We start from the raw sequence: 17,712 nt of genomic DNA on the forward strand, positions 1-17,712 counted from the left end.
TCCCCGCGCACGGCACCACGGTGCGCTCGTCGCGACTCACCGGGACCGTAGCTCCCGCAGCAGGCCGCCCTCCTCGTCGTACAGCTCCAGGGTGAAGCCCAGCCCGAACTCCGTGAGCAGCGAGGCGAGGGCGTCGAGCGCTTCCGGGACGATGACGCCGTTCAGCAGCGTGGCCCCCTGCTCGATCGGATCGAGCTCGACCTGGCACCAGCCGGTCTCCACCTCGTACCCGTGCCAGGAGGACGACCGGCACGTCCACCCCGCCCGCTCGAACCGCTCGGCCGCGGCGGCGGTGCGGAGAGGGCCGCGCAGCGTGGCGTACACGTTGTTCCCGGCATCCAGGGACCTGTGGTCGAGGACGGGGTGGTCGTCCCGGCCGTCGGCGTCAGGCATCCCGGCCGGCCTCGCGGGCCGTGCTCTCCAGGCGGCTCCGGTGCTTCTCCCACCAGGCCGCGTCCCCGGGCGGGATGCTGCTGTTGCCCTTCTCCATCCCCACGGCGCCGTCGAGGAGTTCGCGGAGGATGTCGGCGTGCCCGGCGTGCCGCTGCGTGTCGGCGACCACACGCACGACGGCGTGATGCAGGGTCACCCGGTCCTTGCCGCTCGGCCACCACGGCACCGTGCCGACGGTGTCCAGGGCCAGCGCGTCGATCGTCGCGTCCGCGTGGGCCCAGGCCCGGTGGTAGAGCCCCACGATCTGCTCGCGCGACTCGTCGGCGGTGGCCCACATGTCCGCGTTGGGCTCGGCGCCCTCCCCGACCCAGGGCAGCGGCGCGCCGGACGGCCGGGCGAAGGTGTCGCCGAGGTAGCCGAACTCGACGGTGGCGACGTGCTTGACCATGCCCAGGAGGTTGGTGCCCGTCGGTGTGAGGGGCCGCCGGGCGTCGTACTCGGAGAGCCCGTCGAGCTTCCAGAGCAGGGCGTCCCGGGCGGACTGCAGGTAGAAGAGGAGGTCGGCCTTGGCGTTCGGCGAGGTCATGGCGCCGAGTCTCTCGTTCGCTCGGCATCCGCCCAACCGATTTCTCGCCCGGCCGAGTGCGCCGACGGACAACCCCTGTCGCCGAGTGCGCCGACGGACAACCTCCGTACGGGAGCACCGAGGACCGTCAGCGGGCCGCCGCTTCCCAGGTCAGTTCGCCGGCGTCGTCCACGCGTGCGACGCACGCCTTCTCGGTGCCGCCGAGGGCCGTGTGCCGGAGCAGGGCGGGCGTACCGGATTCGAGGGCCGTGGCGATGTCCTGGAGCATGGCGGCCACCGAACTCCACAGCGGCACCCCGAGCACCCACGTCTCGTGGTCCCACAGGTACACCGCGCCGCGGGAGCCGCCGGGCCTCAGGTCGACGACGAGGCCGTCACCGCCGGGGCCGGCCGCGATCGGCAGGAACGAGGGCAGGAAGCGGGGCTCCGGTGTGCCGTTCGCGTCGAAGGCGGCGTCCTCCTGCTCCGCTACCTCCAGCCAGATCTCCCTCGTCTCCAGCGCCTCCGCCAGATCCATCGGTGCGAACGGTCCCGGGAGCCAGAAGTCGGCGCCGACCCGCTCCAGGGCCCACCACGCGCGCACGTCGGCGGGGATCGCCTCCCCGAGTTCCGTCTCGACCGCGCGGAGCAGGCCCGGGTCCGACACGGCCCTCACCGGCGTCCCGCGGAGGTGGCTCCCGCACCAGGCGTCGATGCGGTCCCAGGACGTACGCACGTCGCCATCGTTCGAGGTCATGGCCGGAAGTCTCCCAAGAGGCCCCGGCCGGCCCCGGGCGGGGTCCTGCCGGGGGAGTGGTTCAGGCCGGACCCGAGGCGCGGAAGGTGCGCCGGTACGCCGCCGGGGCGACCCCGGACTCCGCCGCGAGGTGCCGTCGCAGCGAGGTGGCGGTGGCGAAGCCGACCTCGTGGGCCACCCGGTCCACCGGCAGGTCGCTGGACTCCAGCAGGTGCCGTGCCCGCCGCAGCCGCTGCTGGGTCAGCCAGCGGCCGGGGCTCAGGCCGGTCTCCTCCCGGAAGCGCCGGGCGAAGGTGCGGGTGCTCATCGCCGCGTGCGCGGACAACTCGTCCAGCGACAGGGGCTGTGCCAGCCGGTGCAGCGCCCAGTCGCGGGTCGGGCCGGTGCCTGTCCCGCTCGCCGGCGGCAGCGGCCGCTCGATGTACTGCGCCTGCCCGCCGTCCCGGTACGGCGGCACGACGCAGCGCCGGGCGACCTGGTTGGCCACCTCGCTGCCGTGGTCCTGGCGCACCAGGTGCAGGCAGACGTCGACACCGCTCGCTGCCCCCGCGGAGGTCAGCACGTCACCCTGGTCGACGAAGAGCACCCCGGCGTCGAGCTCCACCTGGGGGAACAGCTCCTGGAAGTGCTCGGTGAGCGCCCAGTGGGTGGTGGCCCGCCGGCCGTCCAGGAGACCGGCGGCGGCCAGCAGGAAGGCGCCGGTGCAGATGGACACCAGGCGGGTCCCGGGGCGGATCAGGGAGAGGGCGGCGAGGGCCCCCGGGTCGGGGGTGGCGGCCGAGGCCCGGGTGATCGCGTACGGCGGGACGACCACGGTGTCCGCCTCGGCCAGCACGTCGGGACCGTGCGCGGGGGTGACGGTCAGGTCGGAGTCCGTACGCACGGGCCGCCCGTCCACGCTCGCCGACAGCACCTCGTAGCGGCCGTCGGCGGAACCCAGGACGCGGTGCGGGATGCCGAGTTCGAAGGGGTAGACGCCGTCCAGGGCGAGGACGACGACCTTGTGGGCGCCGGGCCGCGGGTCCGGGCGCATCTGGCGTTCCAGCTCGGCCGCGCGTGCGGCGCGGTCGCCGACCAGGGAGGGGCCGGCGGGGGCGGGGCGGCCGGTGGGTGCGGAAGGCATGGCATAAATGTATCGGAGGATGACCTTCTTGCCATCGCCCCGGAGTGGACCGTGCGGCCAGGATCGAGACATGACCACGACGAACACCCCGGAACACCTCGGCTCCCCGGACCCGGCGGCCACCACGGACCGCACCGGCCCGGACGGCACCCCTTCGATGCTCGCCCTGCACCAGACGGCCCTCGGCGGCCCGGAGGTCCTCCGGCTGACCGAGCTTCCGCGGCCGGCGCCCGGCCCGGGCGAGATCCTCGTCGCCGTGCACGCGGCCGGACTCAACCCCACGGACTTCAAGCACCGCGCCATGAGCCTCTTCCTCCCGCCCCCGCCGCTCACCCTCGGCTGGGACGTCTCCGGCACCGTGGTGGAGGCCGGTTACGGCGTCACCCTGTTCCGGCCCGGTGACGAGGTGTTCGGGATGCTGCCCTACCCGTACGGGGCCGGCTCCCACGCCGAGTACGTGACCGGCCCCACCCGCGCCTTCGCCGCCAAGCCCGCCGGGATCGGCCACACCGAGGCGGCCGCGCTGCCGCTGGCCGCGCTCACCGCCTGGCAGGCCCTGGTCGACACCGCGGACCTCCGGGCCGGGCAGCGGGTGCTGATCCACGCCGCGGCCGGCGGCGTCGGCCACCTCGCCGTACAGATCGCCAAGGAGCTCGGCGCGCATGTCACGGGGACGGCGAGCGCCCCCAAGCACGACTTCCTGCGCGAGCTCGGCGCGGACGCCTGCGTCGACTACCGCTCCGAGGACTTCACCGACACCGGCACGCGCTACGACGTCGTCCTCGACACCCTCGGCGGAGAGACCGCCACCCGTTCAGCGGGCGTGCTCCGCCCCGGTGGCGTCGTCGTCTCCCTGCTGCCGGGCGCCGAGGACACGCAGGCCGCAGCGGAGAAGGCGCAGGCCCGCGCGGTCACCCTGCTCGTCGAGCACGACCGGTCCGGGATGCTCGCGATCGCCGATCTCGTCGAGCGCGGCAGGCTCCGCGCCCACGTCTCCGGCACCTTCCCCCTCGCCGAAGGCGCCCGGGCCCACGCCCTGGGCGAGACGGGCCGCACCACGGGCAAGCTGGTCCTCACCGTGCGGTGATCCCGTTGTTCACGGGTGTCGCCGCGGAGGGGCGGGCGGCGGCGTACCTGGCCGCCGCCCGCCCCTCCGCGGGCCCGGACCGGACGCCCGACGGCCCCGGCCCGCCCCGGGCCGGACGCGGACCCGGTCGGCGGCCATGGCGAAGCGGTCGTCGTTGACGGTGGACATCTGGTTCAAAGGCTCCGACTACCCACGGACCCAGTGCCCGGGAAGAGTGGCGCAGAGCGACTCCAGGTCGGCCGGCGTGCGTCCCCGGGCGTGCAGCCAGCTGTGGTCACCCAGTCCGTCGAGCCGCAGGAGCTTCCCCGGCGCGGAGAACCAGCACACGGGTGACTCGTCCTTCCCCGTCCACATCGGGTATTCGGGGAACTCCACCGGCGCGAACCGGCTCGGCAGCTCGCGCATCAGGTCGGCGGGAAGTTCGCAGGCGTTGTACAGCCGTCCTTCGCCGCCGTGCAGCGTCTCGCTGAGTACGAGCTCGACGCAGGCCAGGGAGACCCGTTCCAGGTGGCGGACCCAGCCGTCCTGTGACTGGACGAACACCGGCGGATCGTCCTGACCGAGGTCCCGCAGCCGCACTCCCCAGAAAGCGCACCCCTGGTTCTCGCTGCGGAAGACGAGCACTCCACCGAACTCGTCGTGCACGAACAACTCGGAAGGGCGCAGCAGCGGGTCCTGGTTGCCGGTGAGGTCGTGACGCGTACCGAGGAGCGCGTACGCCTCGCGCAACGCGGTCGGCAGCGTGAGCCCCAGCGTCTCCTCGGCCTGCTCCAGCTCCTCCGCCCGGGTGCCCGCGCCGCCGGCGAGCGGCTCCGTCCACGCTGCGGCGAAGTCCCGGACGAAGGCCCAGGCCCGTGCCCTGTCGGGTATCCCACCGCGCAGAGCTCGAGCCACATCGAACGCGTCAGCCATGCGGTGGACCGTACAGGCCGGCCGGTCCCGCCGGGGCTCCGCCAGGTCGTCTGCCGGACCACCGGGACTCGCCGCATCCGAGGAGAACGGACATCGGAGGGCGGTGTCGCGGGCGCTCCTCCGGATGACGTGGAACACTTTTGCAAGCAGGCGCTTGCAAAAGTTAGCAACGCTGGGCAGTATCGAGGCATGGCATCACTCAACGTCGGCAATCTCGGCGAGTACCTGCGTGAGCAGCGCCGTACGGCGCAGCTCTCCCTGAGGCAGCTCGCCGACGCCGCCGGGGTGTCCAATCCGTATCTCAGCCAGATCGAGCGCGGTCTGCGCAAGCCGAGCGCCGAGGTGCTGCAGCAGGTCGCCAAGGCCCTGCGGATCTCGGCCGAGACGCTGTACGTGCGGGCCGGGATCCTCGATGAGCGGGAGCGGGAGGAGCTGGAGACGCGGGCGGTCATATTGGCCGATCCGTCGATCAACGAGCGGCAGAAGAACGTTCTGCTGCAGATCTACGACTCCTTCCGCCGGGAGAACGGTTTCGATGTCGCGCCCGACACCGGCGCCGGGTTCCACGGTGCCGCCGGTGCGGAGAGCAGAATCGATGCCGACGCGGAAAGCGGTGCCGATGACGCCAACGGTGCCGGTCCGGATGCCCGCGGCCCCCGCACGGCCGGCGGCAGTGATGAAGACCCACCAGCGAACTGACTTCTGATGATCCGGGAGGACCACAGTCATGGCCATCACCGATGACCTGCGTAAGACCCTCACCGACCCGACCCCCCTCTACTTCGCCGCCGGCACGGCCGACCTCGCCGTGGAGCAGGCGCGCAAGGTCCCGGCTCTGATCGAGCAGCTCCGGGCCGAGGCGCCCGACCGCTTCGACGCCGTGCGCAACACCGACCCGAAGGCCGTGCAGGAGCGGGTCACCACGCAGGCCAAGGAGGCCCAGGCCACCGTGCAGGCGAAGGTGACCGAGGTCTTCGGGGCGCTGGACACCGACCTGAAGAAGTGGGGCGAGACCGCCCAGGACCTGGCGCTGCGGAGCGTCGGCGTGGCCGCCGAGTACGCGGTCCGCGCCCGGGAGACGTACGAGAAGGTCGCCGAGCGCGGTGAGCAGTCCGTACGGACCTGGCGCGGCGAGACGGCCGAGGAGATCGTCGAGATCGCCGCCGTCGTCGAGGCGGACCCGAAGTCCGTGCCGAAGCAGAAGTCCGAGGCCGCGGCGAAGCCGGTGGCTCCCGTCAAGCCGGTGACCTCGGCGAAGCCCGTCGCCCCCGCCGCGAAGAAGCCGGCGCCGAAGCCGGCCGAGTCCAAGGCGGCGCCCACCACCGCGGCGAAGAAGCCGGCGCCGGTGCGCAAGCCCGCCGCGAAGAAGACGACCCCGCCCTCCGCGAAGTAGGCGGAGGCGGTTCCGGGATTGCCGGGACGGTGACCCGGGCACCTTTGGGGGTGCCCGGGTCGTTGTCCCGGTACCTTGGCCGCGAGGCGCTCATCCACTGACTAGGCGGTGCTCACCGTGTTGCTCGAAGCATTCGGCTCGTTCCTCCAGCTGCTGTACCTGGCCATGCTCGTCCTGGCCGTGGTCGCGCTGATCTTCGCCGTGACGGCGCGCGAGGACGCCTACCGGGCCGCGGACAAGCAGAAGAAGTCCTTCTGGCTGATCATCCTCGGGGTCACCGTCTTCGTGAACCTCGTCATCCCGATCCTGTTCCTGCAGATCGCGGGTGTGATCGCCTCCATCGTCTTCATGGTGGACGTGAAGCCCGCGCTCAAGGCGGTGTCGGGCGGCGGCGGCCGGCGCGGAGGCTCCAGCAGCGACGGACCGTACGGCCCCTACAACGGCGGGCGCTGAGCGCCCACGGCGGAGGCCGCACCGGGGCGGGAGCGCGGCGCGCTTCCGCCCCTTCGCCGTATCCGGGCCTCGTCGCGCTCCAGCAGCAGGACCGCCACGTCGTCGGTGAGCTCGCCGCCGTTCAGTTCCTGCACCTGGGTGACCGCGGCCTCCAGCAGCGCCTCGCCGCCGAGCCCCTGGTCCAGGCGTCCGTTGACCATCGCGACCATGCCGTCCTGGCCGAGCCGCTGGGTCCCCTCCTGTCCGACGCGGCCCTCGATCAGCCCGTCGGTGTACATCATCAGGCTCCAGGAGCCGCCCAGCTCGACCTGGCGGCGCGGCCACCGGGCGTGCGGCAGCAGGCCGAGGGCCGGGCCGCCGTCCTCGTACGGGAGCAGGTGCGCCGCCCTGCCCTGGCGGGCGATCAGCGGCGCGGGGTGGCCCGCGATGCACAGGCCCGCGCGGCGGCCGTCGGGGGCGATGTCGACGGTGCAGAGCGTCGCGAAGATCTCCTCGCTCTGCCGCTCGTGCTCCAGGACCTGCTGCAGCGTGGAGAGCAGGGCGTCGCCGCAGAGCCCGGCAAGCGTGAGCGCCCGCCAGGCGATGCGCAGCTCGACGCCGAGCGCCGCCTCGTCCGGGCCGTGCCCGCAGACGTCGCCGATCATCGCGTGGACCGTGCCGTCGGGCGTGCGGACCGTGTCGTAGAAGTCCCCGCCGAGCAGGGCGCGGCTGCGGCCCGGGCGGTAGTGGGCGGCGAAGGCGAGGTCGGAGCCGTCGAGGAGCGGGGTGGGCAGCAGCCCGCGCTCCAGCCGGGCGTTCTCCTGGGCGCGCAGCCGGGACTCGGTCAACTGGTGCTGGGCGGTGTCCGCGCGCTTGCGCTCCACCGCGTACCGGATGGCGCGGCTGAGGAGCCGGCCGTCGAGCTCGTCGCGGAAGAGGTAGTCCTGGGCGCCGACCCGTACCGCCTCGGCAGCCCGCTCGGCGTCACCCTCGGCGGTGAGGGCGAGCACGGCGTGGCGCGGCGCGATGCGCAGGACGTGCTTGAGCGCGGCGAGCTCGTCCGGGCCGCCCGTCTCCTCGTCACGGACGTCGGAGCGCGCGCCGCCGGGCACGGGCGCCGCCGCCAGGTCGAGGTCGAGCAGGATGCAGTCGACGTCGTCGGTGAGCAGCCGGCCCGCCTCGGTGAGGTTGCGGGCGGTGCGGACGCGGACCCGTGCCCCGGCGGTGGACGACAGCTCGGGGACGGCGAAGGTGCCCGCAGGGTCGTCCTCGATCACCAGGAGTGTGAGGTCGGCGCCATGAGTGGTCTCCGCAGCGGGAACGGCACGTTGCTGCGGTACGGGTACGGGCATCGGTTCGGGTTTCCTTCCCTCCCCCCGAGGGCGCGGCGGATCGACGAACGACGAACCGCCGACGGGGACGATAGCGGTCCGCAGCAGGGGAACGGAATGGCGCCCGGCGATCATCCTGTGTCATATGCGCGGCCATAAGCCGCGTCCCACCACGGATCCGGCGCGATCGGCGCGCATGAGACGGACATGGGGTCATGACAAACATCACGCGCCCGACACGTACCGCACACATTCGGTCGCCCGCGCCCGGGCGGGCGTTGCGGTGTGCGTCACGTGCGCCCGGTCACGCGTACTCCGCCAGATGCCCGGTGACGCGTGCCCCGGACGGACCGCCCGGCCCCTTCACCTGAGGGGCTGTTCACCCCTCGGTGCCGTGCGCCGGGCATGGTCCGTCACGTGCCCGGTCCGCGTCCCGACCGCCGTAACTCCCGGTGCCTACTTGTCCGGCCGGACCACGCCCAGGATCTGCATCGTGCCCGCACCCGTCAGCGTGACGTGCCGTCCGGGCCGGGGGGCGTGCACGATCGAGCCGTCGCCGACGTACATCCCGACGTGGCTGGCGTCGCTGTGGTAGATGATCAGATCGCCGGGGCGCATGTCCTGGACGGGGATGTGCGGCAGCTGCCGCCACTGCTCCTGGGACGTCCGGGGGATCGGCCTCTTCGCCGCGGCCCAGGCCTGTGAGGTCAGCCCCGAGCAGTCGTACGAAGAGGGGCCTTCGGCTCCCCAGACGTACGGCTTGCCTATCTGGGCGGTCGCGAAGGCCAGCGCCTTCTTCCCGGCGGGGCTCGCCTCGCGGTTGATGTCCTTGAGGGCGCCGGAGGAGAGCCAGGCGGCCTGCGCCGTGGACGCGGCGTCCTTCTCCAACTGGAGGAGCCTGGCCTGCTCCTCCTTCGCCAGCTGGGATTCGAGCTTCTCCGCCGCCTCGATCTGCGCGTCGATGCTCTTCTTCGCCTTGGCCTGCTTGACGCGAGTGGCCTCGATCTTCTCCCAGTTGAGGCTCGCGTCCTTGGTATACGTCTCCAAGTCCTCCTGTGCGCGCTCCAGTTCGGTCAGCATGCCCTTGGTGGCCTGCTGGCCCTGCCTGGCCTGGTTGACGCCGTCCAGGAAGAGGTTCGGGTCACCGCTCAGGACCAGCTGCGCGCCCGGAGGGAGCCCGCCGGTGCGGTACTGCTCGCGGGCCACGGCGCCGGCCTTGTCCTTCAGCTCCGCGATCCTCGCCTGGCCGTCGGCGATCGCCTTGGTCAGCCGGACGATCTCGCCGGACTGCTTCTCGGCCTGCTCCTCGGCGAGGTTGTACGCGTCGGTGGCCGCCCCGGCCTTGCGGTAGAGGGTGTCGATCTCGTCGCGCACCTCCTCCAGGCTCTTCCCGGTGGCGGCGGGCGCGGTGGCGGTCGGTGTGGGCTCGGGGATCGGGGCGGCCATGGCCTGGACCGGCGCGGTCAGCAGGGCCAGTGCGCAGACCAGAGTGATCGCGGCGCTGGCACAGTGGCGTCGGTTCACAAGCTCCCCCTCCGGGCGAAAGGCAACGAAAGCCATATCGCGTACATCTGACTTACCGTCAGTAACGTTTGCGTGACGACGCGATCGTGCCATGTTGTCCCGTAAAGCAACAGAGGTTCGTGCCACCCTGCCCGTCACACAGGGGGACGAACGGTGAGGGGCGGGTGTTCCCGGGTCCGGTGGGGTTCACCGCCGGTTCCTCCGCGTGCGCCGCCTCTCACCCGCCCCTTCCCCGGGCCCCCGCCTCACACCGGCTGCGGGCCGCCCCTCACCCGCCCGGGCGCAGGGCCTCCCAGCGCACCGTGATCTCGCCCTGCCGCCACCGGCGTTCGCCGTCCGTCAGCGGCCAGTCGACGGAGACCGCACGGACCGCCGCGATCCAGCGCTGCCGCGCCCCCAGGGACGCGTACGGGGAGGCCGTGGCCCAGGCCCGGTCGAGGTCCCGCAGGAAGGCGTGGACCGGTTCGCCCGGCACGTTGCGGTGGATCAGGGCCTTGGGGAGGCGCTCGGCGAGGTCGGAGGGGCGTTCCAGTGAGCCGAGCCGGGTCGCGAAGGTCACCGTGCGCGGCCCCTCGGGGCCGAGCGCGACCCATACGTGCCTGCGGCCGATCTCGTCGCAGGTGCCCTCGACCAGCAGGCCGTCCGGGGCGAGCCGGGCGCACAGCCGCTGCCAGACCGCGGCGACCTCGCCCTCGTCGTACTGGCGCAGCACGTTCGCGGCCCGGATGAGGACCGGCCGGCCCGCCACGGGGATCTCGAAGCCGCCGTGCGCGAAGGTGAGGCCCTCGCGCTCGTACGGCTGTGCCGCCGCGACCCGGGCCGGGTCGATCTCGATGCCCACGACGGCGGTGCGCGGCTCGGCGGTGCGCAGCCGCTCCAGCAGCTCGACGGCGGTCCACGGCGCGGCGCCGTAGCCGAGGTCGACCGCGACGGGGGCGTCGCTGCGGCGCAGGGCGGGGCCGTGCGTGGCGGCGATCCAGCGGTCCATGCGGCGCAGCCGGTTGGGGTTGGTGGTCCCGCGGGTCGCGGTGCCGATGGGGCGCTGGTGCATGAAAGGGAGCGTATGCGACGCGGAGGAGGGCACACGCGGAGCGGCGGGGCCCGCCGGACCTCGTCCGGCACGCCGGGCGGATCGCAATGATTTGGCAAAGCGGAAATGAAAGGCTGAGTTCCGCTGTTCTGGCCCTTCGAGGGGGCCTTGTGCCCCGTACGCGTCATGCCCTGAGCGAGGAGGAGCGGACCCGTGAGCCAGTACGTCTCCCGGCTCGGCAGCAGCCGTGCGGCACCCCGCATCCGCTTCCCGGGCGGCTTCGCCGGACACCGCAAGCCCCGCCGCGTCGCGATGCTCTCCGTGCACACCTCCCCGCTGCACCAGCCCGGCACCGGCGACGCGGGCGGCATGAACGTCTACATCGTCGAGCTGGCCAAGCGCCTCGCCGCGATCGGCATCGAGGTCGAGATCTTCACCCGGGCCACCACCGGCGGACTGCCCCCGACGGTCGAGCTGGCGCCCGGGGTCCTGGTCCGCCACATCGACGCGGGGCCGTACGAGGGCCTGGCCAAGGAGGAGCTGCCCGCTCAGCTCTGTGCCTTCACCCACGGTGTGATGCAGGCCTGGGCGGGTCAGCGCCCCGGCTACTACGACCTGGTCCACTCCCACTACTGGCTCTCCGGACAGGTCGGCTGGCTGGCCGCCCAGCGGTGGGGCGTGCCCCTCGTCCACGCCATGCACACCATGGCGAAGGTCAAGAACGCCGCGCTCGCCGAGGGCGACACCCCCGAGCCCGCCGCCCGCGTCATCGGTGAGACCCAGATCGTGCACGCCTCCGACCGGCTCATCGCGAACACCGCGGGGGAGGCCGACGAGCTCATCCGCTTCTACGAGGCGGATCCGGCGTCGGTCGCCGTCGTACACCCCGGCGTCAATCTGGAACGCTTCCGCCCCGGAGACGGCCGCGCCGCCGCCCGGGCCCGTCTCGGCCTGCCGCAGGACGCGCTGATCCCGCTGTTCGCCGGCCGGATCCAGCCGCTCAAGGCTCCGGACGTGCTGCTGCGCGCGGTCGCCGTGCTCATGGAGCGGGACCCCTCGCTGCGCTCGCGCATCGTCGTCCCCGTCGTCGGGGGCCCCAGCGGCAGCGGCCTCGCGAAGCCCGAGGGCCTCCAGAAGCTCGCCGCGCGCCTGGGCATCGCCGACGTCGTACGGTTCCACCCGCCGGTCGGGCAGGACCAGCTCGCCGACTGGTTCCGGGCGGCGTCCGTGCTGGTCATGCCCTCGTACAGCGAGTCCTTCGGGCTCGTCGCCATCGAGGCGCAGGCGGCCGGCACGCCCGTCGTCGCGGCGGAGGTGGGCGGTCTCCCCGTCGCGGTGAAGGACGGCGTCAGCGGCTTCCTGATCCCGGGCCACGAACCGGCGGCGTACGCACAGGCACTCGGCCGGTTCGCGGACGACCCGGAGCTGGCCTCCCGGATGGGCGAGGCCGCCGCCGCGCACGCCCAGTCGTTCGGCTGGGACACGGCGGCGTCGGCCACCGCCGACGTCTACACGGCGGCGATGCTCGACCACCGGCGCCGTGCCCGTGCGCACCACGGCTGAGGTCCCACGGCCCTCCGCCCCCCTCGCCGCGAGTCCGCGCGCACGCGTTGTCGTACGCTCGCACCATGGCTGACGTATCCGACGAAGCAGCAGCGGCGCAGGTCATCGAGGCGACGCTGGACGACGCGGAGCTCGCATGGGAGAGCCCCGGCCCGGGCAGCTACGTCGTCACACTGCCCGGCACGCGCAAGCTGTCCACGACCTGCTCGCTGATCGTCGGGCAGCACTCCCTCTCCCTCAACGCGTTCGTCATCCGCCACCCGGACGAGAACGACGCTGCCGTGCACCGCTGGCTCCTGGAGCACAACCTCCGCCTCTTCGGAGTGAGTTACGCCATCGACCAGCTCGGCGACATCTACCTCGTCGGAAGGCTGCCGCTCTCGGTGGTCACGCCCGAGGAGCTCGACCGGTTGCTGGGGGCGGTCCTGGAGGCGGCGGACGGCGCGTTCAACCCGCTGCTGGAGCTGGGGTTCGCGAGCGCGATCCGCAAGGAGTACGCCTGGCGGGTGGAGCGGGGCGAGTCCACCCGCAACCTGGACGCCTTCACCCATCTGACGAAGCGGCCCTCCTGAGGTCCTTCCCGCGGCCGCCCGGCTCGTGCGGCGGTCCTTCCCGGCGTCCTTGCCGGGCTGCTTCCCGAGGTCCGGGCGTCATGCCGTCGCCAGCCCGTCCAGTGCCGTGACGAGCCGCGGTGCCACCTCCTTCCAGGTCCAGGCCAGCGCATCGGCCCCCGCGCCCCGGGGAACCGTCTCGGTGAGCATGATCAGGTAGAGGTAGCTCCGGTAGAGGTCGAGCCGGCGCCGCACGGACGGGGTGAACACCAGCGGGCGGCCCGTCGCGGACGCGTATCCGGCGAGGAATCCGAGGTCCGCCTCCGGGTCGCCGAACAGGTGCGCCGAGACCAGATCGGCCATCGGGTCCCCCCAGAACATCCGCTCGCCGTCGATGATCCCGCCGATCCGGCGGGCGCCCGGCTCCCCGGCCACCAGCAGGTTGCCCTCCCACAGGTCGAAGTGGACCAGCGCAGGCCGGACCACCTCGTCCAGCACGTCCGACGCCCCGGCGAGCACCTCGCGGATCCGGTCCACCGGGCGGGGCAGCCTCGCCCCGTACGTCTCGGCGTCGGCGAGCACGGCGTCCGTCATCGCGGTGAACGCCTCGCGCCAGGTGGGGGAGAGCGGCCCGAAGGGTTCGGCGGGGTATCCGAACCCCGCGGGACCCGTGACACCGTGCAGCCGCCCGACAATGTGCCCGAACTCGGTGCGCAGGGCGTGTCCCTCGTCGGCGGTCAGGTCACCGGCGAGGGTGCTCCAGGGCCGGCCGGGGCAGGCGGTCATGACCACGTACGCCCCGGCCGGCGCTCCCGGGTCGAGCTCGCTGTGCACGACCCGCGGGATCGCGGCGCCACCCGCCGCGGCGGCGGCGCCGTAGAAGGTGACCTCGTTGACGAGCAGGCGCAGTTCGTGGCTCAGCCCCGGGGAGTGCGCCGGAGGGACCTTCACCACCCAGTCGCCGCCGTCCTCGAACGTCACACGGGTGACGGTGTTGTACGTGCCCCCGGTGAGCGCCTCACGGGAGGCGGGCGTGTGGGCACCGACGGCTTCCAGGACGGCTGTCGTCGCGTCGACGGGCACAGGCGGGCTCCCATGGCTGAGCTGCGGATTCGTCCGCCCCACAGGAGCTTCACAGAGTGATCACAGAGGAGTCACGATCACATCCCGTGACCATGCGGGGCGATCATCGGACAGGTGTCCGATCGTAGAGTGTGGCGCACTGCGACAGCTCTCCTCCGACAGCCCTGAATCACGCCTCGGCGGGCGGTTGTTGCTCCTTCGGACGGAGAGTTGAACGAACCATGCGCGCCACCGCCGTACGCCGTACCGCCCTTGCCGCCGCCGTGGCGTCCCTGACGCTGCTCGCCACCGCCTGCGGCGGCTCGGACTCCGATGCCAAGGGTGACGGCGGCACCTCGGGGGCGAAGGACGACGCCTCCGCCAAGCCCGCCGCCGTCAAGGCGCTGTCCTCGGCCGAGCTGGAGAAGGCGTCGCTGGAGCAGGGCGACGTCGCCGGCCACAAGATCTCGAAGACCGGCCCCGAGGACATCGCGCAGCCCGGGGACGTCACCGTGGACAAGAAGGAGTGCGAGCCCATCGGCTTCGCCTTCTACGGGGTGAAGCGGGGGACCCCGGTCGGGAACGCCGGGCGCAAGGTCGTCGAGGAGCCCAAGAAGGACGAGTCCGCCGACCCCGAGGACCTCCTCGCCGGCATGCTCGACATGACGTCGTCCCTGGTCACCCTGGCCTCGTACGACGGTGACGGCGCGGTCAAGAACATGGCGGAGCTCCGTGAATCGGCGGCCAAGTGCGCGACCGGTGGCTTCACCCTGTCGATGAAGGGCTCGAAGCAGAAGGTCACCAAGCTCACCGAGGAGAAGGTGACCGGCGGCGAGGAGGCCCTCGCCTGGCGGGTCCAGATGGGCGAGGGCGACGAGGTCGCCCCCTTCAAGCTGGTGAGCGTGCGTCAGGGCGGCACCGTCGCCACGTTCTTCTCCTTCAACCTCGCCAAGACGGGTGCGGACGCCGACTTCGAGCGGCCGACGTCGGTCATCGACGCGCAGGTCGCGAAGCTCGGCTGATACGGGTGCGGTGAGGGGGCGGGGGCGGGGGCGGGCAGGACGGCTCCCGCCCCTTCGCCGTCCGGGGCCGGACGAGCACCACGGCCGCGACCACCGCCAGCGCGCCGGCGAGCTGGACGGGGGACAGGGTCTCGTCCAGGACGAGATAGCCCAGCACCATCGCGGCGAGCGGTGAGGCGAAGCCGAGCATGGACACGGTCAGCGCGGGCAGCCGCTCCACGCCGCGGAACCACACCGCGTAGGCGAGCAGGGCACCGATGAGCCCCAGGTAGGCGAAGCCCGCGAGGTTCCGGCCGTCGACCGCGTCGGGCAGGCCCTCGCCGAGGAGGGTGACGGGCAGCAGGATGATCCCGCCGAAGGTCAGCTGCCACCCCGTGAACGTCAGGACGCCCACCCCGGTGGGGCGCCCCCAGCGCTTGGTCAGCACGATGCCGGTTGCCATGCTCACCGCGCCCAGGAGCCCGGCGCCCACCCCCACCGCGTCCAGTCCCGCGCGGGGGGTCAGGGCGAGCAGTCCGACGCCCGTGATCCCCAGCGCGCAGGCCGCGGCGTGCGTCACCGTGATCCGCTCCTTCAGCACCACCGCCGACAGGGCCAGCACGACCGTCGGCTGTACGGCCATCACCAGGGCGGCCACCCCGCCGGGCAGGTGGTAGGCGGCGACGAAGAGCAGGTAGAGGAAGGCGCCGATGTTCAGCGTGCCGAGCACGGCGGCGCGCCACCACCAGCTGCCGCGCGGCAGCGTCCGGCCGATCGCCAGGAGGATCAGGCCCGCCGGCAGGGCCCGGGCGGTGGCGGCCAGCAAGGGCCTGTCGGGCGGCAGGAACTCGGTGGTGACGAGATAGGTGGAGCCCCAGACGAGCGGGGCGAGGGCGGTGATCGCGGAGTCGGCCGCGGACCCGTTGGCCTTCATCGTCACCGGATACCGCCTGCGTCGTGTGCGTCGTGTGTGTTGTGTGGTTCGTGGACCTTGTGGCCCTCGTGCCTCTCGTGCCTCTCGTGGCCGAAGCGGCCGGTGAACGCCTGTCGGGACCGTGGTCGTCGGCCCGGGTGGGCGCGCGTCTCCGCGGGCATGCCCACCGGCACCAGCATGGCGATGTGCAGGTCGTCCCGGTCCTCGACGCCGATGACCCGCTTCACCTGCTGCTCGTCCCAGCCGTTCATCGGGGACGTGGCCAGGCCCATGGAGGTCGCGGCGAGCATCGCGTAGGTCGCGGCGATCACCGCGTCCTTGACGGCGTACTCCCGCAGCAGCCCCCGCTGTTCGAGGTCCCGCTGGAAGTCCTGGGTGGCCTGGGAGAACCCGCTGACGAACCGCTCGTTCCACGCGCCGTCGCGCAGGGCCCGCTCGTAGACGTCGCTCAGGTCCTCGCGCCAGGTCTGGCTCCCGGCCACGAACACCAAGGTGAGCGGGGCCTCCTGGGGGTGCGGCTGGCCCCCGGTGGCCCGGGTGAGGGCGGCCCGTCCCTCGTCGTCCGAGACGACCACGACGAAGCGCGCCTGCACGTTCCAGCTGGAGGGGGCCTCCATCGCCAGGTCCAGGAGTTCGGTCAGGAGCCGGTCGGGGACCGGGTCGGGCAGGTAGTGGCGGATGCTGCGGCGCGCACGGATCGCCTGCGGCACGGTCAGAGGGTCTAAGTCCCGAGTCATGGCTGGACCGTAGCGTTTTTGCTTAGCGCTAAGCAAGTAGGTATCTCAACTCTAAGGTAAAGCTATGCTGTCCCCCATGAGCGACCATGTGGACCGCGTACTGGCGCAGTGGGCGGAGCAGCGCCCCGGACTGGACACCTCGTCGATGGGCCTGGTCGGGCGCATCAAACGACTGTCCCGGATCGTCGAGGCGGAACAGCGGGCCGTCTTCGGGGCGCACGATCTCGACCCCGCCGCGTTCGACGTCCTGGCCACCCTGCGGCGCAGTCCGGCCCCGCACCGGCTGACCCCCGCGGAGCTGATGCGGTCCGCCATGGTCACGTCGGGCGCGATCACCCAGAGGCTCGACCGCCTGGAGGAGCGGGAGCTCGTCGTACGCAGCCGGCGTCCGGAGGACGGCCGCAGCGTGCACGTCTCGCTCACGGCGGCGGGCAGGGAACTGATCGACCGGGCGCTCGTGGACCACGTGGAGAACCAGAACCGCCTGCTGTCCGGCCTCACCGAGGAGAAGCGCGAGCGCATCGCGGGCGACCTGCGGGACCTGCTGGAATCCCTCGGCGACACGGACCGCAAGGTCAGGCTGGGGTGAGGCCCCCCGGGCCGGGGGTGAGGCCGAGCCTCACGGCAGCGGTACGAGCCTCACGACGGTGACCGTCAGCACGGTTCCGGAGACGTAGTAGAGGACGATGGCGCCGGACACCGTCGCCTCGCGCCGGTCGCGTTCGCGCTTCACGGCGGTCGAGGCGTGTCCGTACGGGTCGAGGCCCAGGGTGCGCGCCATCTCGTCCCGGAACGAGTCACCGTCGCGCATCTTGGCCAGGGTGTCGTCGGCGGGCGGGGCGAAGGAGATGCGGAAGCTCAAGCGACCTTCCGCCTCTCGGCCTCGTCCTGCGCCAGCCGGACCAGGATGCGCTCGGCCTCGGGATCGGGCACGGACTCGAGCATCCAGTGGCGCATCACGGCCTGGATCTCGTGCACCCCGGCGTCGTTGATGGCCTGGTCGAACTCCTCGCGTCTCCCTTCAGGGAGCGCGGCACGGATCGCTGGAATGCTGTTGGGCACCTCGACCTCGGTGCCGCCGACGAAGGTCTTCAGAGACTCGCCCATGATCGCTCTCCCCGATCTCCTTGCTCTCCGCGCCCTGCCCGGCCTGTACCTCCGGGGGCCTGCACCTGGGTAACGGGCGGACGTGGGGGTCAGGTTAGCGGGTGCCACCCTGGACGGGACGGCTGCTTCCGGTGCAGCAGGTCCAGGAACGCGTCGAGTCGAGCTGCGCGCCGGGGGAGTGGGTACCCGTGAGTCACCCAACGGACGGCG

Annotated in this window: 21 protein-coding genes; 8 read left to right on the forward strand and 13 right to left on the reverse strand. The window is 72.5% G+C overall.

What is annotated here, in order from left to right; all coding sequences use genetic code 11:
- Nucleotides 1-36: 36 nt before the first annotated feature.
- The 4 genes from OG488_RS20625 to OG488_RS20640 all read right to left on the reverse strand — a co-directional run bounded on the left by OG488_RS20625 (nucleotide 37) and on the right by OG488_RS20640 (nucleotide 2,838).
- Nucleotides 37-393 carry a hypothetical protein gene (locus tag OG488_RS20625; RefSeq protein WP_329231257.1) on the reverse strand — a complete coding sequence of 119 codons (357 nt, stop codon included), beginning with the start codon at nucleotides 391-393 and terminating at the stop codon, nucleotides 37-39.
- On the reverse strand, nucleotides 386-979 hold the full coding sequence (locus OG488_RS20630) for a DinB family protein (protein ID WP_329231259.1): 594 nt from the start codon (nucleotides 977-979) through the stop codon (nucleotides 386-388). The genes OG488_RS20625 and OG488_RS20630 overlap by 8 nt, the downstream gene beginning before the upstream one ends.
- A gap of 127 nt (nucleotides 980-1,106) precedes the next feature.
- Nucleotides 1,107-1,715 (reverse strand): SMI1/KNR4 family protein, encoded by a 609-nt coding sequence (locus tag OG488_RS20635; RefSeq protein ID WP_329231261.1) that lies wholly within the window; start codon nucleotides 1,713-1,715, stop codon nucleotides 1,107-1,109.
- Nucleotides 1,716-1,776: 61 nt separating this feature from the next.
- On the reverse strand, nucleotides 1,777-2,838 hold the full coding sequence (locus OG488_RS20640; protein ID WP_443074235.1) for a GlxA family transcriptional regulator: 1,062 nt from the start codon (nucleotides 2,836-2,838) through the stop codon (nucleotides 1,777-1,779).
- Between the two features lie 70 nt (nucleotides 2,839-2,908).
- Between OG488_RS20640 and OG488_RS20645 the strand changes: the two genes are divergently transcribed.
- Nucleotides 2,909-3,925, forward strand: coding sequence for an NADP-dependent oxidoreductase (locus OG488_RS20645; RefSeq protein WP_329231263.1), 1,017 nt, complete (start codon nucleotides 2,909-2,911; stop codon nucleotides 3,923-3,925).
- 186 nt (nucleotides 3,926-4,111) lie between these two features.
- On the opposite strand, the gene OG488_RS20650 is transcribed toward OG488_RS20645, so the two are convergent.
- Nucleotides 4,112-4,837, reverse strand: a complete 726-nt coding sequence (locus OG488_RS20650) for an SMI1/KNR4 family protein (RefSeq protein ID WP_329231265.1) — start codon at nucleotides 4,835-4,837, stop codon at nucleotides 4,112-4,114.
- Nucleotides 4,838-5,026: 189 nt separating this feature from the next.
- On the opposite strand from OG488_RS20650, the gene OG488_RS20655 reads away from it, so the two are divergent.
- From OG488_RS20655 to OG488_RS20665, 3 genes are all read left to right on the forward strand, one after another.
- Nucleotides 5,027-5,536, forward strand: coding sequence for a helix-turn-helix domain-containing protein (locus tag OG488_RS20655; protein ID WP_329231267.1), 510 nt, complete (start codon nucleotides 5,027-5,029; stop codon nucleotides 5,534-5,536).
- 28 nt (nucleotides 5,537-5,564) lie between these two features.
- Nucleotides 5,565-6,230: a hypothetical protein gene (locus tag OG488_RS20660; RefSeq protein WP_329231269.1), complete on the forward strand. Its 666-nt coding sequence runs from the start codon at nucleotides 5,565-5,567 to the stop codon at nucleotides 6,228-6,230.
- 117 nt (nucleotides 6,231-6,347) lie between these two features.
- The gene (locus OG488_RS20665; RefSeq protein WP_329231271.1) at nucleotides 6,348-6,683 is read left to right on the forward strand and encodes a DUF2516 family protein; all 336 of its coding nucleotides are present in this window, start codon (nucleotides 6,348-6,350) and stop codon (nucleotides 6,681-6,683) included.
- On the opposite strand, the gene OG488_RS20670 is transcribed toward OG488_RS20665, so the two are convergent.
- From OG488_RS20670 to OG488_RS20680, 3 genes are all read right to left on the reverse strand, one after another.
- The gene (locus OG488_RS20670) at nucleotides 6,665-8,014 is read right to left on the reverse strand and encodes a PP2C family protein-serine/threonine phosphatase (protein ID WP_329231272.1); all 1,350 of its coding nucleotides are present in this window, start codon (nucleotides 8,012-8,014) and stop codon (nucleotides 6,665-6,667) included. The two genes, OG488_RS20665 and OG488_RS20670, sit on opposite strands and share 19 nt — an antisense overlap.
- A 435-nt stretch (nucleotides 8,015-8,449) precedes the next feature.
- Nucleotides 8,450-9,517: a C40 family peptidase gene (locus OG488_RS20675; RefSeq protein WP_329231273.1), complete on the reverse strand. Its 1,068-nt coding sequence runs from the start codon at nucleotides 9,515-9,517 to the stop codon at nucleotides 8,450-8,452.
- A 268-nt stretch (nucleotides 9,518-9,785) separates the two neighbouring features.
- Nucleotides 9,786-10,568 carry a class I SAM-dependent methyltransferase gene (locus OG488_RS20680; RefSeq protein ID WP_329231275.1) on the reverse strand — a complete coding sequence of 261 codons (783 nt, stop codon included), beginning with the start codon at nucleotides 10,566-10,568 and terminating at the stop codon, nucleotides 9,786-9,788.
- Nucleotides 10,569-10,760: 192 nt separating this feature from the next.
- Here OG488_RS20680 and mshA point away from each other — a divergent pair, with 192 nt between their 5' ends.
- Together mshA and OG488_RS20690 are read left to right on the forward strand one after the other, a co-directional pair.
- Entirely contained in the window at nucleotides 10,761-12,110 is a 1,350-nt protein-coding gene (gene mshA, locus OG488_RS20685; RefSeq protein ID WP_329231276.1) for a D-inositol-3-phosphate glycosyltransferase, read from the forward strand.
- 65 nt (nucleotides 12,111-12,175) lie between these two features.
- Nucleotides 12,176-12,682, forward strand: coding sequence for a YbjN domain-containing protein (locus tag OG488_RS20690; protein ID WP_329231278.1), 507 nt, complete (start codon nucleotides 12,176-12,178; stop codon nucleotides 12,680-12,682).
- A 78-nt stretch (nucleotides 12,683-12,760) separates the two neighbouring features.
- Here the strand turns inward: OG488_RS20690 and OG488_RS20695 are convergent, their stop codons facing one another.
- Nucleotides 12,761-13,744 carry a phosphotransferase family protein gene (locus OG488_RS20695; protein ID WP_329231279.1) on the reverse strand — a complete coding sequence of 328 codons (984 nt, stop codon included), beginning with the start codon at nucleotides 13,742-13,744 and terminating at the stop codon, nucleotides 12,761-12,763.
- Between the two features lie 221 nt (nucleotides 13,745-13,965).
- Between OG488_RS20695 and OG488_RS20700 the strand changes: the two genes are divergently transcribed.
- Nucleotides 13,966-14,745: a hypothetical protein gene (locus tag OG488_RS20700; protein ID WP_329231281.1), complete on the forward strand. Its 780-nt coding sequence runs from the start codon at nucleotides 13,966-13,968 to the stop codon at nucleotides 14,743-14,745.
- Here OG488_RS20700 and OG488_RS20705 read toward each other — a convergent pair.
- Both OG488_RS20705 and OG488_RS20710 read right to left on the reverse strand, forming a co-directional pair.
- Complete coding sequence (locus OG488_RS20705; RefSeq protein ID WP_329231282.1) at nucleotides 14,714-15,658, reverse strand: EamA family transporter; 945 nt, start codon at nucleotides 15,656-15,658, stop codon at nucleotides 14,714-14,716. The two genes, OG488_RS20700 and OG488_RS20705, sit on opposite strands and share 32 nt — an antisense overlap.
- Before the next feature lie 2 nt (nucleotides 15,659-15,660).
- Nucleotides 15,661-16,395, reverse strand: coding sequence for a nitroreductase family protein (locus OG488_RS20710; protein ID WP_329231283.1), 735 nt, complete (start codon nucleotides 16,393-16,395; stop codon nucleotides 15,661-15,663).
- 76 nt (nucleotides 16,396-16,471) lie between these two features.
- Here OG488_RS20710 and OG488_RS20715 point away from each other — a divergent pair, with 76 nt between their 5' ends.
- Nucleotides 16,472-16,984: a MarR family winged helix-turn-helix transcriptional regulator gene (locus OG488_RS20715; RefSeq protein WP_329231285.1), complete on the forward strand. Its 513-nt coding sequence runs from the start codon at nucleotides 16,472-16,474 to the stop codon at nucleotides 16,982-16,984.
- 30 nt (nucleotides 16,985-17,014) lie between these two features.
- Here the strand turns inward: OG488_RS20715 and OG488_RS20720 are convergent, their stop codons facing one another.
- Nucleotides 17,015-17,257: a hypothetical protein gene (locus OG488_RS20720; protein WP_329231287.1), complete on the reverse strand. Its 243-nt coding sequence runs from the start codon at nucleotides 17,255-17,257 to the stop codon at nucleotides 17,015-17,017.
- Nucleotides 17,254-17,502, reverse strand: coding sequence for a hypothetical protein (locus OG488_RS20725; RefSeq protein ID WP_329231289.1), 249 nt, complete (start codon nucleotides 17,500-17,502; stop codon nucleotides 17,254-17,256). The genes OG488_RS20720 and OG488_RS20725 overlap by 4 nt, the downstream gene beginning before the upstream one ends.
- Nucleotides 17,503-17,712 lie beyond the last annotated feature (210 nt).

The sequence above is a fragment of the Streptomyces sp. NBC_01460 genome, assembly GCF_036227405.1.
Lineage (GTDB): Bacteria > Actinomycetota > Actinomycetes > Streptomycetales > Streptomycetaceae > Streptomyces.

Excerpts from the sequence above, each read along its gene's own strand:
- OG488_RS20625 (WP_329231257.1), bottom strand. The coding sequence starts at position 393 with ATGCCTGACGCCGACGGCCGGGACGACCACCCCGTCCTCGACCACAGG.
- OG488_RS20630 (WP_329231259.1), bottom strand. The coding sequence starts at position 979 with ATGACCTCGCCGAACGCCAAGGCCGACCTCCTCTTCTACCTGCAGTCC.
- OG488_RS20635 (WP_329231261.1), bottom strand. The coding sequence starts at position 1,715 with ATGACCTCGAACGATGGCGACGTGCGTACGTCCTGGGACCGCATCGAC.
- OG488_RS20640 (WP_443074235.1), bottom strand. The coding sequence starts at position 2,838 with ATGCCTTCCGCACCCACCGGCCGCCCCGCCCCCGCCGGCCCCTCCCTG.
- OG488_RS20645 (WP_329231263.1), top strand. The coding sequence starts at position 2,909 with ATGACCACGACGAACACCCCGGAACACCTCGGCTCCCCGGACCCGGCG.
- OG488_RS20650 (WP_329231265.1), bottom strand. The coding sequence starts at position 4,837 with ATGGCTGACGCGTTCGATGTGGCTCGAGCTCTGCGCGGTGGGATACCC.
- OG488_RS20655 (WP_329231267.1), top strand. The coding sequence starts at position 5,027 with ATGGCATCACTCAACGTCGGCAATCTCGGCGAGTACCTGCGTGAGCAG.
- OG488_RS20660 (WP_329231269.1), top strand. The coding sequence starts at position 5,565 with ATGGCCATCACCGATGACCTGCGTAAGACCCTCACCGACCCGACCCCC.
- OG488_RS20670 (WP_329231272.1), bottom strand. The coding sequence starts at position 8,014 with ATGCCCGTACCCGTACCGCAGCAACGTGCCGTTCCCGCTGCGGAGACC.
- OG488_RS20680 (WP_329231275.1), bottom strand. The coding sequence starts at position 10,568 with ATGCACCAGCGCCCCATCGGCACCGCGACCCGCGGGACCACCAACCCC.
- OG488_RS20690 (WP_329231278.1), top strand. The coding sequence starts at position 12,176 with ATGGCTGACGTATCCGACGAAGCAGCAGCGGCGCAGGTCATCGAGGCG.
- OG488_RS20700 (WP_329231281.1), top strand. The coding sequence starts at position 13,966 with ATGCGCGCCACCGCCGTACGCCGTACCGCCCTTGCCGCCGCCGTGGCG.
- OG488_RS20705 (WP_329231282.1), bottom strand. The coding sequence starts at position 15,658 with ATGAAGGCCAACGGGTCCGCGGCCGACTCCGCGATCACCGCCCTCGCC.
- OG488_RS20710 (WP_329231283.1), bottom strand. The coding sequence starts at position 16,395 with ATGACTCGGGACTTAGACCCTCTGACCGTGCCGCAGGCGATCCGTGCG.
- OG488_RS20715 (WP_329231285.1), top strand. The coding sequence starts at position 16,472 with ATGAGCGACCATGTGGACCGCGTACTGGCGCAGTGGGCGGAGCAGCGC.
- OG488_RS20725 (WP_329231289.1), bottom strand. The coding sequence starts at position 17,502 with ATGGGCGAGTCTCTGAAGACCTTCGTCGGCGGCACCGAGGTCGAGGTG.